Source organism: bacterium, from assembly GCA_022763185.1.
Classification (GTDB): Bacteria; Bdellovibrionota_G; JALEGL01; order JALEGL01; family JALEGL01; genus JALEGL01.
Genome location: JALEGL010000008.1, coordinates 116,913 through 135,776 on the forward strand (window position 1 = coordinate 116,913; position 18,864 = coordinate 135,776).

13 protein-coding genes are annotated in these 18,864 nt (G+C 36.6%); 6 read left to right on the forward strand and 7 right to left on the reverse strand.

The window, feature by feature from the left end; genetic code table 11:
• Positions 1 to 62 precede the first annotated feature (62 nt).
• From cglE to MRY82_05670, 6 genes are read right to left on the reverse strand one after another with little or no spacing between them, the layout of a single operon-like run.
• A complete protein-coding gene (cglE, locus tag MRY82_05645; GenBank protein MCI5072409.1) occupies positions 63 to 647 on the reverse strand; it encodes an adventurous gliding motility protein CglE in 585 nt (194 codons plus the stop codon).
• Positions 648 to 660: 13 nt separating this feature from the next.
• Positions 661 to 2,100, reverse strand: coding sequence for a TonB family protein (locus MRY82_05650; protein ID MCI5072410.1), 1,440 nt, complete (start codon positions 2,098 to 2,100; stop codon positions 661 to 663).
• Positions 2,100 to 2,366, reverse strand: a complete 267-nt coding sequence (locus tag MRY82_05655) for a hypothetical protein (protein MCI5072411.1) — start codon at positions 2,364 to 2,366, stop codon at positions 2,100 to 2,102. Before MRY82_05655 ends, MRY82_05650 begins: the two co-directional genes overlap by 1 nt.
• Positions 2,366 to 6,460 (reverse strand): tetratricopeptide repeat protein, encoded by a 4,095-nt coding sequence (locus MRY82_05660; protein MCI5072412.1) that lies wholly within the window; start codon positions 6,458 to 6,460, stop codon positions 2,366 to 2,368. The genes MRY82_05655 and MRY82_05660 overlap by 1 nt, the downstream gene beginning before the upstream one ends.
• Before the next feature lie 30 nt (positions 6,461 to 6,490).
• Positions 6,491 to 8,164 (reverse strand): hypothetical protein, encoded by a 1,674-nt coding sequence (locus MRY82_05665; GenBank protein MCI5072413.1) that lies wholly within the window; start codon positions 8,162 to 8,164, stop codon positions 6,491 to 6,493.
• A gap of 6 nt (positions 8,165 to 8,170) precedes the next feature.
• The gene (locus MRY82_05670) at positions 8,171 to 8,905 is read right to left on the reverse strand and encodes an outer membrane beta-barrel domain-containing protein (protein ID MCI5072414.1); all 735 of its coding nucleotides are present in this window, start codon (positions 8,903 to 8,905) and stop codon (positions 8,171 to 8,173) included.
• 239 nt (positions 8,906 to 9,144) lie between these two features.
• Between MRY82_05670 and tilS the strand changes: the two genes are divergently transcribed.
• The 6 genes from tilS (at position 9,145) to MRY82_05700 (ending at position 16,154) form a co-directional block, all read left to right on the forward strand.
• The gene (gene tilS / locus MRY82_05675) at positions 9,145 to 10,143 is read left to right on the forward strand and encodes a tRNA lysidine(34) synthetase TilS (GenBank protein ID MCI5072415.1); all 999 of its coding nucleotides are present in this window, start codon (positions 9,145 to 9,147) and stop codon (positions 10,141 to 10,143) included.
• A gap of 171 nt (positions 10,144 to 10,314) precedes the next feature.
• A complete protein-coding gene (ftsH, locus tag MRY82_05680; GenBank protein ID MCI5072416.1) occupies positions 10,315 to 12,156 on the forward strand; it encodes an ATP-dependent zinc metalloprotease FtsH in 1,842 nt (613 codons plus the stop codon).
• Positions 12,157 to 12,319: 163 nt separating this feature from the next.
• Positions 12,320 to 13,105 carry a diadenylate cyclase CdaA gene (gene cdaA / locus MRY82_05685; protein MCI5072417.1) on the forward strand — a complete coding sequence of 262 codons (786 nt, stop codon included), beginning with the start codon at positions 12,320 to 12,322 and terminating at the stop codon, positions 13,103 to 13,105.
• Entirely contained in the window at positions 13,102 to 14,037 is a 936-nt protein-coding gene (locus tag MRY82_05690; protein MCI5072418.1) for a CdaR family protein, read from the forward strand. The genes cdaA and MRY82_05690 overlap by 4 nt, the downstream gene beginning before the upstream one ends.
• A 61-nt stretch (positions 14,038 to 14,098) precedes the next feature.
• On the forward strand, positions 14,099 to 15,439 hold the full coding sequence (gene glmM / locus MRY82_05695) for a phosphoglucosamine mutase (protein MCI5072419.1): 1,341 nt from the start codon (positions 14,099 to 14,101) through the stop codon (positions 15,437 to 15,439).
• Between the two features lie 4 nt (positions 15,440 to 15,443).
• Positions 15,444 to 16,154 (forward strand): pyridoxine 5'-phosphate synthase, encoded by a 711-nt coding sequence (locus MRY82_05700; protein ID MCI5072420.1) that lies wholly within the window; start codon positions 15,444 to 15,446, stop codon positions 16,152 to 16,154.
• A gap of 5 nt (positions 16,155 to 16,159) precedes the next feature.
• Here MRY82_05700 and MRY82_05705 read toward each other — a convergent pair whose 3' ends face one another.
• Positions 16,160 to 18,847 carry an insulinase family protein gene (locus MRY82_05705; protein MCI5072421.1) on the reverse strand — a complete coding sequence of 896 codons (2,688 nt, stop codon included), beginning with the start codon at positions 18,845 to 18,847 and terminating at the stop codon, positions 16,160 to 16,162.
• Between the last annotated feature and the right edge of the window lie 17 nt (positions 18,848 to 18,864).

Sequence of the window (18,864 nt, forward strand, 5' to 3'; positions counted from 1 at the left end):
ATAAATAAGATAAGCTCAAGCAGTGATATCAATCAAGCCAGAGCAGTCATCACTTTCTATTATTAGAAGGTATATTTGATACCAAAGGTAGGAGATATCATGTTGACGGGTAAATCAAACTGGAAATAGCTGACTTTAAAGTACAGAGAGTAATGTCTTAATAAGGTGTAATACTCAATACCAGCAGAACCTGCTATACTCATTTTATATTTTTCACCATCAACAAATGCCGGCCCAGTAGAAACAACACCACCACCAGCCGCTACAAAGGGGTTCCATCTCCCAATTGGTTTTTGTAGTTTTAAAAGTAGATTTCCAGAAAAGAAATTAACGCCACCTTCAAGTTGGGGGTCTTCAGGAGCGGCTTCATGAATGGCAAAGCCAAACAAGCTTTCAATGCTGATATTTTTTGAAATGTCGTATCCCATGTTGAATGATAGTGCTGTTCCAGGATTGGTTGTTGTTTCCCCCGGTAGCGTTCCATCAATGGCACCGTTGACGATTGAGATACCTATATCAGCACCAATATAAAAGCCTTTTTCTATGTCATCGGGTAAACGTCTAAATTCTCCAAATAAGTTTTCAGCATGCAACAAAGACGTTGTCATGAATACAGCGATAAGGCTTATTACTTTTATTTTTTTCATAATCTCTTCTTTCTTAAGTTGCTAAATTAAAGGTAAATGGGTAGACCACTTCTACGACACCGCCACCAGGCTTTGGAAAGGGCATTCTTCTAACCACACGTTGAATGCAACCCTCAACAGCAGCGTTATTCATGCCCGTTTCAGCAATACTGGTGCTTGTAACTCGACCCTGTAAACCAATAACAAATCTAACAACAATTTTACCTCTTAACTTAGGTTGTCGAATAACTTGTCTTTCATAGCAAGATCGAATTTGTCCTAGGTGGTTTCTAATAATTCTTGCAATGACATCTTTGGGAATATTACCTTGGATATAAACTTCTTCATCATCGATACTAGCAGACACGGCAACATTTTTTTTACCTGTTCCAAAATCAGAAAGGCCTCCCATATTTTTATTTCCGCCACCTTTACCTTTAGTTCCTAAACCTTGGCCAATTGAGGCTGTATTATTTCCTCCACCAGACGCTGATCCTCGTATACCTTTACCTTCTCTTACAGTTGTTTCACCCGGTAAACCATGTCTTGCGTTTTTGCTGCCTAGCTTATCAATGGACTCAGTAATATTGGAGCCAGAGCCAATTAAATCATTTAAAACAGAGTTATTATTTTTACTAAAGAAACTTAAAACACCTGTTTTGTTAACATCTACACGGTTGGTCTTTTTGCCGGTTCTACCTTTAACTCCACGGCCTCTGCGGCCTTCTTTGCCGCCAGCCTTTGCACCGCTACCTTCTTTGCCAACATTGCCGCGCAGCTTTTTTGAACGCACTATGGCAGGTTGGTATTTTTTCATTTCTTTGTTTTGAACAACAATTTTTTTGTATTGTTTACGTATTTTTTCAGTCTTGTCTTCCAGATCAGGTTTTGGCATGACATAAGCTAAAATAAATAATGCTAAGTGAATAGCTGCTGAGACTGCAAACCATCGAACAAAATAGGGGTCCTTAATTTGTTGTCTCCAGGAAAAAGGTATGGCCGTTTCATCTTGCGAGACGGTTTCAAAATAAATAATGACCGTATCATAAACAAGAAAGCCTTTACTTCCAATGGGAAGTGTTGATTCTTTGTAGTTTTTTTTATCTATTCCAACTTGATCTTCAACTGCAGTCAGTTGATCGCCGTATTCTAAATAACCACTGGCATCAGGCGTGATCTTTAAGGTAATGGTTCCGTCGGTGTTGAGTTTTAAGAGATCTAGTTTTTTACTGATATAGTCAGATGGTAGTTTTACAGCAGCTTTTTTATGCGCACCAAAATACAGAAGCTCATTTTTTTGCAGCAAGGAGTCATCAACAATCTGATTAAACGCTAAAACAGTTACGCGTAAGCGAAGTTTGTCAGAATTGTGTATGGGCACACGTTCATTTTTATCCACCTTAAAACTAATTTTTAAGGTTTCGTCATCAAATAAGATGCTTTGATTTTTACTTCTAGGTTTTAATGGCTTCATTAAAAGTCCTCAACGGATCTTATAATATTGGGAATAAAGGATTCGTCAAGATTCAATAAACGTTTAAAGTAAGTTTCAGGTCTTTCTTTGACAGTTACACCATCAGGTTTCTTAACATTTCCTAAAATATCGACTTCATCAAAGTTATAAACCGTAACTTTGGGGTTCTTTTTTGCGCCAGTACTTTGTGCAAAAACAGTTGTTACGTTGGAACAAGCAAGAACAACTATTATTGAATAAAACAATGGGCTGAGTTTTTTTTTCATTACTTTTCTCCTCCTAAAACTTTTGGTTTAGGTTGTTTCATGGATTGTGCCTGCCTAAGCATATTATACACTGGATGCGTTTTTGGGATAGTTTTTCCTTTTAAATTAATAAAACGCTTATAGTTTCTTATGGCAGCCTGTTTGTTTTTAAGCTTTAAATGATTAATTAAACCTAAATTAAAAGCATTTTCTGCAAAATTGGGGTTAACCATGCTGATTTCTGTAAAATGTTTGTTGGCTTCCTCAATTTGGTTTTTTGCAATTAAAGCAACACCAAGATTAAGTTTAGCACTTTGATTTAAAGCCTCAATTTTCAGTGCCTTTTGATACATTTTTATAGCATCATCAAAGTTTGCATGCTCAAGGTAAATATTGCCAAGATTAATCACGGGCTCAATTAAATTTTTATCCAAATTAATGGCTGAGTTAAACTCTTTAATAGCACTGTTATAAAACCCCATCTTTAAATAAACCATACCTAGGTTATTGAATGTTTCAGCATTTTTAGGGTTGTATTTTTTTGCTTTTTGAAAGGTTAGTTCAGCAAGCTCACTTTTCCCAGTCTCATAGTAGAGTAAGCCTAAGTTATTGATGGCATAAACATTGGTTTTATTCTTTGACATAATGCCTTGAATGTTAACCAAAGCTTTATCCTTGTTGCCAAGCTTTCTTTGAGCAGTAATGAGGTTGTTGGCTATGGTCCAGTTGTTTTTATTTTTACGCGCAACTTCAGCAAACAGACGTAAAGCATTTTTATCATTGCTGGCCAGGGATGAATAAGCCAAGTTCAACAAAATTGATCTATCTGAAGGACGAATCAAAGAAGCATTCTCATATGCTTGTTTTGCTTTTCTGTGCAAGTCAAGTAAGCGGTATATATCAGCTAAGCGTGTGTATGCAGACACTGCTCTTGGGTTTGCATTGATGGCGGCTTCACTTTTTCTGATCTGAGAAGATAAAGATTCTGCTGAAGAAGTTTTTGCTTGGTCAGGGACCAGAAACTCAGATCGATCAGTCACAACACTTTTTGTTTCTGGCTTCAATAGCCCCGCTTTTGAATTAAAGGCAATAAGCGGTTCATTGATAAACCATTGGATATAAGATTCACCTTGACGCTGAGGATATTTATCCGGTTTGTATTGCGTTAGGTTATCATATGCTTTAACAGTCCAGTCATTGTAAACATTAAGCTCAAAGGCTTTAGTTATTGCTTTTTCATAGGCTTCAATTGCCTTTTGCTCAATAGGTAAGGCTCTATTCTGTAGTTCCTCTTGATACATTTGCTCTTGTTCCATGCTCAATCCATTAGGAATTGGGGCGTTGAACAAGGCCAAACTGAAGTTTTGGTAAATAAGACCAACATGGTATAGAGATTTTACACCAACTTCAGCATCTCCAAGATCAATGATAGAAAAGTAATCATCTTTAAGTTCTTTTAAAAGCTTAGCTTTTCTTTCAATCGAAGAAGCAAGAGCTCTTTGAGGCATTCTAAACTTTATGGCATTGAAGGCATCAAATTTATCCTGAGTAAGCTCAAATTGCGCCTTGGCTGCGTAAGATACACCCGATTTATAGCGCTTTGCGTGCTTGACAGCTTCATTGTATGAGGCGTTTCTAGCATTGAGGTTACCAAGGTTTTTCTGGGCAAAGCCACGTCTATAAGAGGCTTCGGCAAACTTTTCTTTGTGTTTTGGGTATCGTTTCGGAAAATTATAAAAAACAGCGCTGGCTTTTTTCCAGTCTTTCATTTTTTCATAAATGAGTCCAGTTGCAAAGTAGGCATCATGAACGTCATCAGATTTTGGATAGCGACTGATGTACATCTTGTAATTTTTTAAGGACTGATCGTATTGCTTTAAGTGTTCTCTGTACAATGCAGCATTGTACAAAGCTGCTGAAGCAAGTTCAGATTTTGGAAAGCGTGTGGCCAAGATTTCAAACTGTTCTGAAGCATTTTGATAGTCCAGTTTATTGTCAAAGTGGGTTGCCAAGGCCAAAATCATTTTAGGCACCAAGGGAGACTTTGAATAGTCTTTTAAAAAACGTCTGGATGTCTTAAGGGCAGCATTAGAATCATTACCGTTCAAATAATCAATTGCTGCGTTGTACAAGGCTTTGTCAGCAAATTTTGATTCAGGGTATTTGTTGGCTAAGCTTTCATATTTTCTTGCGGCTTCAATAAATTTGCTTTTTTCTTCCAAGCCTTTGGCTTTTTGGAAAATAGACCCTTGAATTAGCTCAAGCATGAGCTTTTTATTTTCTGGGGTGGCAAAGCTTTTTACACGCAGATAACTTGAAGCATATTTTTCAAGGTTGTCCCAGTCTTTTTGAATATTGTAAATATCTAAAATCAGGTGTCTTGAGGCATTGGCAGCGGGAGAGTTTGGATAACGCCTAATGACATCAAAGAATATTTTTTGAGCTGTATCAAATTGATTATAGTTGTAATAAAGTTGGGCAATTTGAAAATAGACTTTTGAAGCTCGTTCATCTTTGGGATAACGTTTTTGATAAGCCGAATCAGCAGCAATTAGCCTTTTTGCATAGTTTGAAAGCGGTGTACTAGCATAGGTATCACTTTTTTTATTTTTGATTGTTTTTTCAACCGTCGCATAATAGGCTTCTTCTAGACGGCTTAGTGAATCGATTAAACCAATCAAGGCAAGTTGGTTTTTTGCACCATCTTTTTGTGCTTTAAGCATAGCCGCGTACTGCTCAGCGGACTTGTCATAAATTTTATTTTTAAATAAGAGATTTGCGTATAAAAAACGCATTTCATAGCCATTTTTATGGTTAGCAAACCATTTTACATAATTGGCATAAAACTTCAGAGCAAGTTGCGTATAGTTTTTTGCTTTGACCTTATTAGTGGTCTCACTTTTTTGTGCCATTTCATGATGATGCTTTGATAAGAACCGTGCATAAACTTCAGAGCGGTTATAGGCATAGTCTAAAGAATCGCTGCGACCTTTGTTTTGTCTATGCCAGGCAGATCCAGGCAAATATCTTGGCATGAAGATTTGCATTTCACGCATGGCGCGCTGGAGCTGCTCACTTTTTTCATAAGATTCAATAATTTTTGAGTGATGTCTGGGGGCATCAGGGTGATAAGGGTCTAAAGAAATGAGTTTCTTTAAGGCATTAACCGCTTTGTTGTACTCAGATTTTTCAAAGTAGATATTGGCTAATTTTTCAATAACCAAACGAGCATACTCAGGTTCACCGATGGATACAAAATAGCGTCGGGCCGGTTCAATCAGACCCAGATCTGAGTAAAAGAGTATAAGATCTTTAAGCGCCTCTCTACGTAAGTTGATCTCACTTTCTTTGTCTTTAGAAATTTTAACTACTTTCTGCATGACTTTAAGGGCGCCATTAACGTTGCTTTTATTGTAGTAGCACCAAGATATCTTATACAGAGCACTGGTTTTAAATTGATTTTCTGATTTTAAAACAACACCGTAAGCATTGATGGCTTTATTAAATGACCGGTTATTGAAATAATAATCGCCAAGAGTCATATAAGCACCGGTAGCATATTTACTTTTTGGAAAGCGCTTAATTAACAGTTTAAGGTACTTGACCGCGTCTTTTGAGTTGATTTCACTGGCATGAAAACCTGCCAAAAACAGAACTTCATCTAAGCGGTCATAGTTTGGCGCAATTTTAACAATTTTTTTATAAAGGTTAAACGATCGTTCACCAGAAAACTTCGGCTCAACAGGTTCCTTGGCAATTTTCTTTTTTAAATAGAGATCATATCTTCGCTCAAACTCATCCATTTTTTTAAAGTATTCTGAGCGTTCATACAACCAATACAAATCAGCCATTCTAAAATAGACTTCAGCTGTCTGATTGGCTGGTTGCTTACGTTTTGCAAGTCTATTTAATAGGCGCAACTCTTCACGAATTTTTGCTGCCAATGCGGCGTCAACCTTATAGTCTGGAATATTAAATGCCTTAAAAATAGGGTTGGATATTTGTCCAGTTCTTTGTTCAGCTTTTTTTTCAACTGCAAAAGACGGTTGAACTGGGCTGATTAAATTAAGGACTAGGCAAAGAACGAGTATTTTTTTTAAATCTGTTAAGCTCAAGTATGTTCTCCAAACTACAAAGTAGCGCTACTACTTTTTCTCTGAGGTTTTGTCCTTACATATAGACTTAAGATTATACAGGTAATAGCCGGTTTCGTCAGCCCAATATTCACCGGTGTAATCCCACCAAACCATAGACTCTTTCAAACTGTCTGTGAACTCGGGTTTTATAAGGTTGGCATTGATATCCACTGGAGGTGCAAGGCGTAATGAGCGTGTTTGTAGAATTTTTCTTTCTGTGCTGACAATCTCATATCTTAAAAAGTCTTTTAAGGTAAAAAAGTCTTCTATTAATTGTCGGGTTTGTTTCAGCTTTTGCCCGGCTAACCAGCTGGCTTTTTGAGTCAACTCACGTTCTTTTTGTGTGATCAGGTTAATGATTAGTTTAGCGTTGTTTTGATCAAGTTTTCCTAAAAGCTCGCGTTCTTTTTGTAAAGATTCTATATACTGGTGAATTCCCCAGAAGTCTCTATTGGCACTGGCAAGATTGAACAGGTTTCTATAGCGATAGACTAACTTTCCAGATCTTTCTCTTTGTTTGCCTGTCAAAGCGTTATAATAACGCTTGGGAGACCGGTTCTTTTTAGCAAAGTCATCAATTTGACGAGCAATTCCTTTAAACTCACCTTCAACCCCGCTAAGCGCGGTTAAAGCATCATCATACAAACATAACTCCAAAAATATAGCGCCTTTGAGTAAGTACGATTTTAAAAAGTAAACCTGTTCGTAAAAAGGAGAGTTAACTGAGTGCAAAACAGATAAAGAGGCATTAAACTGACGCATCTTAAACAAAGCCCAACTTGATTCATACAGACCTTGTGGGTAATAATTATTGTCTTTTTCAACTTTTTTGTAATAGACAATAGCCAACGGATAGTTGCGTTGCTCATAGTATATCCGGCCCAAAGCAAGATTGGCAAGCTGTTTGAGGCGAACTTCTTCATAGTAGACTTTGTTTTTGCGTTCGTTAGAGATGCTTTTATAAAACTCTATGGCTTTTGAATAACTTTCGTTTTTTATGGCAATTGCCCCTAATAAATAGCGAGAAGCCAAATACAGGCGATTGTTTTTTGATATTGAATATAAAAGTTTAATAGCTCTTCGGTAATTTTTTTTATGATACAAGTCTTTTGCAACAAAGTAACGAAACTCTTCTTTTAATGACTTAGGAACTTTGTTGTCACTGATGGTTGATGCCAAGTATAAGATGAGTTCATCATCTTTTAAATGTTGAGCAATGGCAATAGATTGCCGTAAGGACTCATGCGTATAAACTCGGAGCTTGTCATTTTCAACAATGTCCACATAATACAAAAGAGAGGCATAATAGGCTCCCATTTGACTTAAGCTTTTTGCAATGTAGTATTTTGAATAGCCATACTCGGGAAAAGACTTGAAACGTGAAGTATTGAGGATTTTACTGAAGATTATAAAAGACCTTTCATAGTTTTGCTTTTTATATTCTATACGACCTTCATTAAGTGTGTCGACCAGTCGGGTATACAAAGGGTTGTTCCGTACCAAACGAGATCGTTTTTCCAGTTCACGATCAATTCTTCTTTCAACCAAGTTAGACTTTTTTTGGTTTTGGCCAATCTGCTCAATGTTTTGTTTTGAGCGAGCGCAGCCTGATAAGGCAAGGCTGGCGCACAGCAGTGAAAAACCTATAAGTGAGAAGCTGGATTTGGTTTTTTTAAAAAGCATTATATATTAGTCCTTTGGGGTTGAAGGTAAAAAGAATGACAAACCAATGGAATAAACTCTGTTATTTGCGATCTGATTGAATGGCGCTCCTTCACGTACTGTGAAGTTTCTAAAATCAAGCTTTAAAGCTGTAGATTGGTTTAAAAATATTTTTAAACCCGTACCCACATTGATTCCGAAGCGTTGAGATCGCTCATTGTCAAACATACCGGCACCGGCAAGAAAGTACCAGTCAAAATGGTAGATTTTTTTTGAGAATATAGCGAACTTACCATAAATTGGAGAAAAAATAAGGTTAGCAAAATAAATGTTTTTGGCTGGATCGGGAGCAGGGTCAAGATCAACACCGCAGGTTGATACGGGGTTCATCATCAAGTCAGTGACGATCAAGTTTGGAGGGCAGGGGACATTTTGTAAGTCATCAATAATGGCACGTTCTTGGTGAAAAACTCTTGAATAAGATGCTTCAATGGCAAAACCTTCTTTAATATGGAAAGTAGGTCTGATTTGCACAAACTCGTAGAACAAAAATTGGTTGTCAGCATTGATACCAAGGTCAAAACCTATTTCTGCGCGTCCTTTTTTTCTAAAAACACGTCTTTGAACAACATCGATACCTTCTTTTCTGTAAGAACCTATGGAAGTATTGGTGTTTTTATTTTTAGTTTGTGAAACAGCGAGATTTGGTGCTGCAAAAAGTGCTGCAAGCAAAATACCAGTGAACGTTACTTTTATATTCATTATGCCCTCATGATTGATGTTTTTAGAAATATAACTTGTGGACCAATTTTTACCATGGTTCTTTGTTAAGAGTAACAAAAGCTAAAATCTTTTTCAATTTTATTGAATAAATTCAACACAATAATTGTTAAGCCCTAGAGCAAATTAAAGACCTAAAAAAGTAGACTTTTTGTAAAGTTAGCTTGAGTCAAGTCTGTTGTGCAGATAAAAGAATGGTGAGGTAAGTTTAAAAAAACTGTATGCTTAATAAAACAAAACACAATACTGTAAAGCGTTCAACGGCGCACTCACAGCTTTTTCGTCAAACCAAAGCGTTTTTAAAGACGCATAAAATTTTAAATAAAAGTAAGGTTGTTGCTATTTCTGGTGGTGTAGATTCAGTCGTCTTATTTTTTATGATGGCTGAAATATCAAAGCAAGAAGACTTAGGTCTACCGCTACCTGTGTATATATCCCATCAACAAAGAGATAAAAAGGAAGAAAGTAAAGATATAGAAGTCATAGAAAAATTACTCGCACGCTATGAACTTGAACTTTGTATCAAGCCTTTAAAAGTGAAGAAGAGCATACTGTCTGAAGAGCAGTTAAGATACTTGCGTTATGATGCACTGCTTGAGTATGCGCAAGAAAAAAAATGTGAGTGTATAGTTAGTGGCCACCATGAAGATGATCAAATTGAAAATTTTTTTATTCGACTTTTTTCTGGGGCACATTTTCAAGGTTTGTCAGGGATGGCTGAAAAGTCTAGAGAATACTTCTATAAACCTTTTTTAAATGTACCAAAAAAAACTTTGCTTAGTGTGGCAAAAGATAATGACTTGTTGTTTAATCTTGACTCTAGTAATGATGATACAGGTTTTACAAGAAATCACATCAGAAATATTTTGCTCCCATTCTTAAGTTCACACTATGGCAACCAATACAAAACCAATATTTTAAGGTTTGCTCAAGATGCAAAGGATATTGTAAATCACCTAAAGTCAGATGTTGATGACATGCTTCGAGTTAGTAAAATAGAAGAGGGATGTTTTTTAAGAAAACCTTTGTTGGTTTTTTCAGATTTGCAATTAAAGTTTTTTTTTAGATTTATCTTTGATGAAAAAAGCGATCAACTTAATGCTGATCAACTCAGCGCAATGGTTCACTTGTTACGTAAAGGTGAGGGCTATTACAGCTTGACCAACAAAGCTATCTATAAAGTCCAAGAAGATAAAATATCAGTTCAATACAGAACTTGATTAATTGTTTGTATGAGCTCAGACTTATCTAAAAAAATATGGGTAAAATTGAAAATACAAAAGCAACAAAAAAAATAAACGGTTAAAGAACTTAATACTGTATTTTATAATCGTAATGTTAGATAAAGTAGAACACAGTTTAGTTTTAAACATTCTTATGAGAGGTATGTTTTGAAGTCAAATCGAGTTTTTTTATGGTTATTGTTGGCAGTATTGTTTTTTTTGGTTTTTCAATCTTTTGAAAACTTTTCGCAGGAAAAACCTTTGGAGTTGTCATACAGTGACTTTAGAAAAAGTGTTAGAGCGGGACATGTTAAAAGTATTGAAGTTGGTCAGGAAAGATTAAAAGGTCAGTTTTTTTCTAAAAAAGAAAATGAGAGTATCTCTTCTGAAATAGATGAAAAAATATTTACAAGCAACTGGTTTGGTGAGGCAGATGAGCTGGTACAGTTTCTTGAAGAAAATGCTGTTGAAGATATAAAATTAGAATCTTTTAGCAGGCAGGGGTTTTTAAGGAATATTCTGCTCTGGACAGTGCCCTTTATTTTTGGATTTATTTTATTGTTGTTTTTATTGCGGCAAGTTCAGTCTGGTAATGGCAAAGCCATGAGCTTTGGTAAATCTAAGATAAGAATTGCTGACCCTAAAAAAACGAGAGTGACCTTTGCAGATGTTGCTGGGGTTGAAGAAGCAAAAGAAGAACTTGAAGAGGTTATCGACTTTTTAAAATCACCTAAAAAATATACGGTGCTTGGCGCTAAAATACCAAAAGGGGTCATGTTGGTAGGAGCCCCAGGAACAGGTAAAACACTGTTGGCTAAAGCAGTTGCGGGTGAGGCGCATGTTCCTTTTTTAACAATATCTGGTTCTGATTTTGTGGAGATGTTTGTTGGTGTTGGTGCTTCTCGCGTACGTGACTTATTTGAACAAGCCAAAAAATCAGCACCGTGTATTGTGTTTGTTGATGAAATCGATGCTGTAGGAAGAAAACGAGGAGCTGGTTTAGGTGGCGGTCATGATGAGAGAGAGCAAACTTTAAATCAACTGTTAGTGGAAATGGATGGTTTTGAAGACAACAATGGCATAATCATGATGGCGGCAACCAACCGTCCAGATGTATTAGACTCTGCCTTGTTAAGACCAGGGCGTTTTGATCGACAAGTTATTGTATCTAGACCTGACTTGAAGGGTAGAGAGGGAATATTAAGAGTTCATACCAAAAACACACCTTTAAATGAAGACGTTGATCTTAACACCTTAGCAAGAGCAACATCAGGTTTTACAGGTGCAGACATACATAATCTTGTAAATGAAGCGGCTTTGATGGCCGCTAAACAAGGCTTGAAAACAATTACTATGGATTGTTTTGAAGAAGCCAAAGATAAAGTTATTTTGGGCAAGGAAAGAAAAACAACAATCATGAATGAACATGATAAAAAACTGACTTCATACCATGAAGCTGGGCATGCTTTGGTCGCTAAGCTTTTGCCAGACACAGACCCCGTTCATAAAGTGACCATTATTCCCAGGGGTATGGCTCTAGGGGTAACCCATCAAATGCCAACTGAAGATCGCTATACTTTAAGTCAAAATCAAGCTGAGTCTAGTATAGCCATATTAATGGGAGGACGTTTGGCAGAAGAGATTGTTTTTAAAATGAAGTGTAACGGCGCATCCAATGACATTGAAAAAGCAACCGAACTAGCAAGAAGAATGGTTTGTGAATGGGGAATGAGCAGCATTTTAGGACCCATTGCTTTTGGTCAAAATGATCAAGAAATTTTTCTAGCCAAAGAAGTTGGGCATCAATCCAACTACAGTGAGAAAACGGCTCAGCAAGTTGATGCTGAAATTAAAAAAATCATTGATAGAAACTATAAAAAAGCAAAAGATTTGCTGCAAAAAAACAGAAAAACTTTAGATAAAATTGCTTTGACTTTACTTGAAAAAGAAACTTTATCAGGAAAAGATTTGGATGTTTTGATGGCAGGACAGGAACTGTCTAAGGCTTAACCAATAGTAAAGGGCATCAATAACCAAATAATTTGAGAATATTTTATGTCTGAGTAATCTTCATTAAGAAATATATGTAATTTATTTGCTGGAGAGCGTTTGCTTCTGATAGACTATAAAATACAGTGTCAATGCAATCTATAGATAGTTTAAAAGAATCCTGATGATAGAAATGCTGCAATCCATTGTAGATTATTTTACCTCTCATTCAATTATTGATTTAATCGATATCATTGCCGTATCGCTGATTGTTTTTGCTTTTTTACGTTTTATTAAAGGAACAAGAGCAATATACATGCTGATAGGCTTAAGCTTTGCCTTATTGGTTTTTTGGTTGTCTTTGGTGTTTAATTTGCAGACCCTGAATTGGATTTTATCGCATTTACTCAGTAGCTTAGTGTTTATATTGATTATATTATTTCAAGCCGAAATTAGAAGAATGCTAACACGCGTGGGTAGAGCCCCAGTGTTTTCATTTCTTGATACAGCCAATGAATCAAGAGCCATTGAAGAGTTGGTTAAAGCGTGTACATCTTTGGCCAATAGAAAGATAGGTGCATTGATTGTTATTCAAAAAGAAGCAGATGTCATGGAGTATATTGATGTGGGAGTCAAGCTCGATGCACTGGTTTCAAAAGAGTTAATCTCAAGTATCTTTTTACCCTCATCGCCTATTCATGATGGAGCAATCGTTGTTAAGCAAGATCAAATTTTAGCTGCCGGGTGTTTTTTACCCTTATTGATGTCAAGCAAGATCAACAAGAATCTTGGTACACGTCATAGAGCTGCTGTTGGTATTACAGAAGAAACCGATGCATTGGTGATTGTTGTTTCTGAAGAGAAAGGGTGGATTTCAATAGCTAAAGAAGGCCAACTCTTAAGTGGTATAGAAGCAACTAAACTAAAAGAGCTCTTAGCTCAGAATATGCTTTTTGGAGCAAAAGCATGAAGAAGAATAGTAGGTTTTTAATGCAGTTGATGGCCTCTAAAGCGGACCTTGCACTTAAGCTGCTCTCCGTTTTTATTGCTTTGGTGTTGTGGACTTACGTTAAAAGTGAGCAAAAACAACAGCGTAGTTTAGATGTTGAGCTTGAGCTGGTCAATGTGCCAGAACATCTTATGTTGGAAAGAGAGATCGATGCCCAAATCAAAGTTAGGGTTTTGGGACCAAAAAGTAGAGTAGAGAATATGAATCAAGAGTACTTAGGTACCTTGCCTCTTGATCTCAGTCAGAGCCATATTGGGTTGAATACTTTTTGGATACAAGAAGATGATTTTAAGCTGCCCTATGGGATAAAAATAGATCGTATCATGCCTCAAATTATTCGTATTGACTTAGACAAGGCCATCACTAAAACCCTTCCGGTTTTACCTAAATTTGTTGGTAAATTACCTGAAGGCTTTGAAATGACTTCATATGATCTTGATCCAGAAGCGGTAACCGTTAAAGGAACCCAAAGGAGCATGCAGTCTCTAAAAAAACTATATACTACGGATATCGACTTGAATAGCATGCGTTCTTATTATGAACAAGAAGTTCCCATAGATACCAGTACGCTTAATGTTAAATTGCAAGCTGACTCAGCTTTGCTGCGGGTAAATATTAAAGAGAACATGGTCAGCAAAGTGTTGAAGAAAGTTGTTGTTCAGCATGATCGTGAGCAGTATCGGGTTAATCCCAAGTATGTCAATATTACCGTAGAGGGTATGGCCGGAGATATGCTGTCACTCGATCAAAAAAACATTAATGTAGAAATAGAAGCCTTACCCAATTTGTTTAAACCTGCCGTTAACCTTGTACCCACTGTAACTGGGTTACCTAAAAATGTTGCGTATACAATTTCTCCGGATAAAGTCAGAGTGCAAAAAATTAAGAAGTAGTGGATCAATGAATCTTTAATAAATTAAATATATAGAAGAAAATATAATTTGGAGTTAAGAAATGAAACTTTTTGGAACAGACGGTATTCGAGGTAGAGCAAATATTTTTCCAATGACAGCAGATACTGTGGTCAAGGTAGGGCAGGCTCTAGGTCTTTTGCTTGAAGAAAAAAAGCAGAAAAAAGTTTTAATTGGTAAAGACCCACGTTTATCGAGTTATATGTTTGAGCAAGCCATTGCTGCGGGCCTTATGTCTACGGGAGTAGAAGCAATGTTGGTGGGACCAATGCCTACACCTGCAATATCGTATTTAACAGAAAGTATGCGAGCTCAGGCAGGAGTTATGATTTCTGCGTCACATAATCCCTATGAAGACAATGGTATTAAAATCTTTGGACCCGATGGCTTTAAGTTAAGTGACGAGAATGAAGCTTTTATTGAAGATTTGGTTGAAAACAGCTTAAAAATAGAAAAAAGATTGAAGGCAGATGTTTCTGGTAAAGCTTATCGTATCGAAGATGCCAAGGGCCGTTATATATCGCATTTAAAATACAACTTTCCTAAAGCCTATGACTTGATAGGGTATAAAATAGTTATTGATTGTGCCAATGGTGCGGCATATAAAATAGCGCCAACAGTTTTTGAAGAGTTGGGTGCTCAGTGCATTATTATTGAAAATCAACCCAACGGTACCAATATTAATAAGAACTGCGGAGCTGTTTACCCGCAAAGGATGCAAAATGCAGTTTTAGAGCATAAGGCTGACTATGGTATTTGTTTGGATGGCGATGCCGACCGTATTGTGATGTGTGATGAAAATGGCGCAGTTCTAGATGGAGATGATTTGTTGTTCATCTTGGTCAGCGCCATGGTTGCAAACGATAACAAGCCTCAGGGTATTGTTGGGACTTTAATGAGTAATATGGCATTGGAAAATTACTGCAATGACAATGGTATCCAATTTTTAAGAGCAAAGGTTGGGGATCGATATGTGGTTGAAAAAATGCGAGAAAATAAGTGGTCTCTGGGTGGAGAGTCTTCAGGACATATCATTTATTTACCCAATTGTAATACCGGGGATGGTATCATGAATGCTTTGTTGATTGCAGCAGTATTGTGTCAAACAGGAAATAAACTTTCAGAAATTGCGCAGTCATTTAATAAATATCCACAAGAAATGATCAATGTTGAAGTGAAAGAAAAAAAACCTCTTGAGTCATGTGTGGCTCTGAGTAAAAGCATTGAGCGGGCTAAGAAGAACTTGAATGGGGAAGGAAGGGTCTTGGTCAGGTATTCGGGTACAGAAAATAAACTGAGAATCATGGTTGAAGCTCACTCAGAGAATGTTTTAAAAGAACAGCTAAAAAAGCTTGTTAGCACTGCTAAAAGTGAGTTAAGTTGAGTGAATGATTGATTTGGGTGTTAACGTTGACCATGTTGCTACTTTGCGGCAAGCAAGAGGAACGGATTATCCCAGTCCTGTAGAAGCCGCAAAAATAATTCAAAACGCTGGGGCAAATAACATTACCTGTCATTTGCGTGAAGATAGAAGGCATATTCAAGATCAAGATGTTTACAATATTAGTAAAGCCATAACTATTCCTTTAAATTTTGAAATGGCTGCTCGCCAAGAAATGTTTGAAATTGCTTATGATATTCAACCTCATACTGTAACGTTGGTTCCTGAAAAACGTGAGGAACTGACAACCGAACATGGCTTGGATATTAGTCAGTTGGACCAGTCTGCACAGCAATCGATTGAAAAACTATCTAAGCATGGATGTAGAGTTTCATTATTTATTGATGCCCACCATAAATCTATTGATGCTTGTATCAACTTAGGAGTGTCGGAAATAGAAATCCATACAGGTTTTTACGCGGATGCCAAAGATGAGCAAAGCAAAAAACTAGAGTTTGAAAAAATTGCATCTGCGGTTGACTATGCTCATACAAAAGGCTTGATTTGTCACTTAGGTCATGGTTTGAATCAAAATAACCTTGAAGTTTTTAAAAGTTTGCCTATTGAGTCAATGCAAATTGGACATGCGCTGATTGCCGATGCTGTGTTTCTAGGTTTGGATAAGGTAACCAAACAATACTTAAAGCTTCTGAAATAAAAAAATTATTCTACGCTATCTAAGTAAACAATATTTTTAAACGGTAACTTTTTCTTTTGTGCATCAAAAACAGTTTTATCACCCACTACAACCCAAACAAATTCATTAGGCTGGATAAGCTTTTTTGCTAGAGTTTGTGTCTTTTGGATATTAAGGTCTTTCAAGGCTTTGCTATAATTTTGGAAAAATGAGTAGTCTAAGTTTTTGTGGTTTAGATCATCAAAAATTCCAACATTTGCATCATTGTTTTGAAATAAAGATAACAAGGATAATATTTCATCTTTTTGTTTTGCTTTGAATTCAGCATTATTAATAGGTTTTGGCCCAGATATGTTTTTGAGTTCACGGTAAATTTCTAAAATAGACTCAACTGTTTTATCTATTTGTACGCTGGTTGAAATTTTTAAAGGTCTTTTGCCAAGGGTATAGTTTATTTTTGATCCCGCACCATAAGACCAGTGTTTATCTTCTCTAAGGTTCATGTTTATTCTAGATGTGAATGATCCGCCTAAAATGTTATTCAATATGTTCAATTGAGGTGATAGGTCAGGATTGAAGGAAACAATCAGTGTTGCCGCAGAGATAGTTGCTTGTTGCGAATTATCTTTATGAATAAAATACAGCGTGTTTTTAGGGAAGTCTTTTCCAAGGTTGGCCAAGGATAATTCTGCAGTACTATTTTTAATCGACATTTTCCCAAAATATCGATTAAAAGTGTTTTCAATGGTCTTTTTTGGCAAAGAAGAACTAATGGTAATATGCAATGGAGCTTGAAAAACAGCTTGATGTTTATTTTGAACATCATTGATAGAGATTTTTTCAACCGTGGTCAACGTACCTGTTCCCGACCAGGGTTGAGCGTAAGGCGTGTTCTTAAAAACAATATCCATTAATGTTCTTGAAGCCATAGCTCCAGGGATATTTAATCTTTGTTCAATTGTTTGTTTTAATATGGTTTTTGCTTTATCAAAATTTTTATTATTGTATTTTGGTCTTTGTATCAACTCTTGCACAATTTTTGTTGTCTCAGCAAAACTAATATTGAGTCCAGAGTAGCTTATGCTTGCTTGATGTAAACTGCTATTGACATGAATATTGGTTCCCAGTTGGTCAAGCTTTGAGCTGAGCTCTGAGGCAGAGTACTTGTGATGAGATTCTTTAAGTAAGTCTTCAAATAAATAACTGGTTCCTGGTTTTTCATCAAACAAAGCCCCTTGCTTGGACCTGATTTTGACACTGAATAGAGGTGCCGCCTCATTGGCTATATAAGTTACCGTAACACCATTTTTTAAAGTAAAAGAGGCATGCTGTGGGGTTTTAAGCTCTGGAAAGTGACTGGGTAAAGGTAGTTTTTTTCTATCAACGGTTTCTTTAACATGACTTAGGGTTTTTTCTGGTAAGACCTTTAATGTATATGAGCCTTGAGTTAACCATTGTTTTGCAACATGTTTGATTTCTGAACTGGTCAAATTAAAAAATGTTTGTAAACTCTTTGTAAAGGCATCAGGCGAGCCATAAAACGTTTGATAGTAAGCTAAAATATCAGATTTGCCATTTCGACCGCCAATTTTTTCCAGCCGTTTTGCTGTTTGAGCAAAGCGTTTGGTTTTATAAGCGTCAAGAATGTTTTGTTTGATACCTTTGTTGAAAACACCATTTAAAATATGCTTTATTTCTATTTCAATTTCTTCTAAAAATTCGGGTTTAAGAGCCGTGGCCACAATGAAAAAGTTGCTCCCTAACTCTTTAGGAGAAATGCCAGCTGAGACATTAGAAGCCAGTTTTTTTTCTTCAACCAAACGTTTATAAAGCAATGAGTTTTTTCCTATACTCAATACATCCGTAAGCATATCCAGAGCTTCTAAACCCTCTTGAGCAAGTCCCGGAACATTCCAGACTTTGTAAAGACGAGCTTGGGGCACTTGGTCTTTGATGACTTCAACCTTGTCATCTGACATTGGAGCTACCCAAGTCTTCATTTTGTTAAGTTTAGGGCCTGAAGGTATCCATTCAAAGTAATGTTTTACTTTTTCTAAAGCTTCTGTACTGCTTATGTTTCCTGCTAAAGCAATAACAACGTTGGCAGCCCCATAGTATGTATTAAACCAGGTTCTGACATCATCTAGGCTAGCTGCATTTAAATCCTGCATTGAGCCAATGGGAGTCCAAGAGTAAGGATGGTGACTAGGATAACAAGCTTGAGCAACATATTCTGAAACCATACCGTAAGGCTGATTTTCACTCTGACGTTTTTCATTTTGTACAACACCACGTTGTTCATCTAACTTTTCTTGATCAACGGCGCCAAGTAAGTGCCCCATACGGTCCGACTCTAACCATAAAATGTAGTCTAAAGCTGACTTTGGAATATTTTGATAGTAGTTGGTTCTATCACTATTGGTTGTGCCGTTGAGTTCAGTTGCACCAACTTGTTCAGTTGCTTTGAAATAATCTTGGTTAAAGTGCTCACTACCATTGAACATCAAGTGTTCAAATAAATGTGCAAAACCTGTTTTTCCAGGGACTTCATTTTTTGAGCCCACATGGTACCAGATGTTAACAGCAACCAAAGGCGTACTTTTGTCTTCATGTACAAGTAAAGTGAGGCCGTTATTCAGCTGAAACTTTTTGTAACTAACTGTTAAGTCTTTTGCATTTAATTTATTTTTTGCAATTGCGTGTTGAGTATTCATAAAAAAACCTAAACATG

Coding starts and splice junctions, on each gene's coding strand:
- cglE (MCI5072409.1), bottom strand. CDS start 647: ATGAAAAAAATAAAAGTAATAAGCCTTATCGCTGTATTCATGACAACG.
- MRY82_05650 (MCI5072410.1), bottom strand. CDS start 2,100: ATGAAGCCATTAAAACCTAGAAGTAAAAATCAAAGCATCTTATTTGAT.
- MRY82_05655 (MCI5072411.1), bottom strand. CDS start 2,366: ATGAAAAAAAAACTCAGCCCATTGTTTTATTCAATAATAGTTGTTCTT.
- MRY82_05665 (MCI5072413.1), bottom strand. CDS start 8,164: ATGCTTTTTAAAAAAACCAAATCCAGCTTCTCACTTATAGGTTTTTCA.
- MRY82_05670 (MCI5072414.1), bottom strand. CDS start 8,905: ATGAATATAAAAGTAACGTTCACTGGTATTTTGCTTGCAGCACTTTTT.
- tilS (MCI5072415.1), top strand. CDS start 9,145: ATGCTTAATAAAACAAAACACAATACTGTAAAGCGTTCAACGGCGCAC.
- cdaA (MCI5072417.1), top strand. CDS start 12,320: ATGATAGAAATGCTGCAATCCATTGTAGATTATTTTACCTCTCATTCA.
- MRY82_05690 (MCI5072418.1), top strand. CDS start 13,102: ATGAAGAAGAATAGTAGGTTTTTAATGCAGTTGATGGCCTCTAAAGCG.
- glmM (MCI5072419.1), top strand. CDS start 14,099: ATGAAACTTTTTGGAACAGACGGTATTCGAGGTAGAGCAAATATTTTT.
- MRY82_05700 (MCI5072420.1), top strand. CDS start 15,444: ATGATTGATTTGGGTGTTAACGTTGACCATGTTGCTACTTTGCGGCAA.
- MRY82_05705 (MCI5072421.1), bottom strand. CDS start 18,847: ATGAATACTCAACACGCAATTGCAAAAAATAAATTAAATGCAAAAGAC.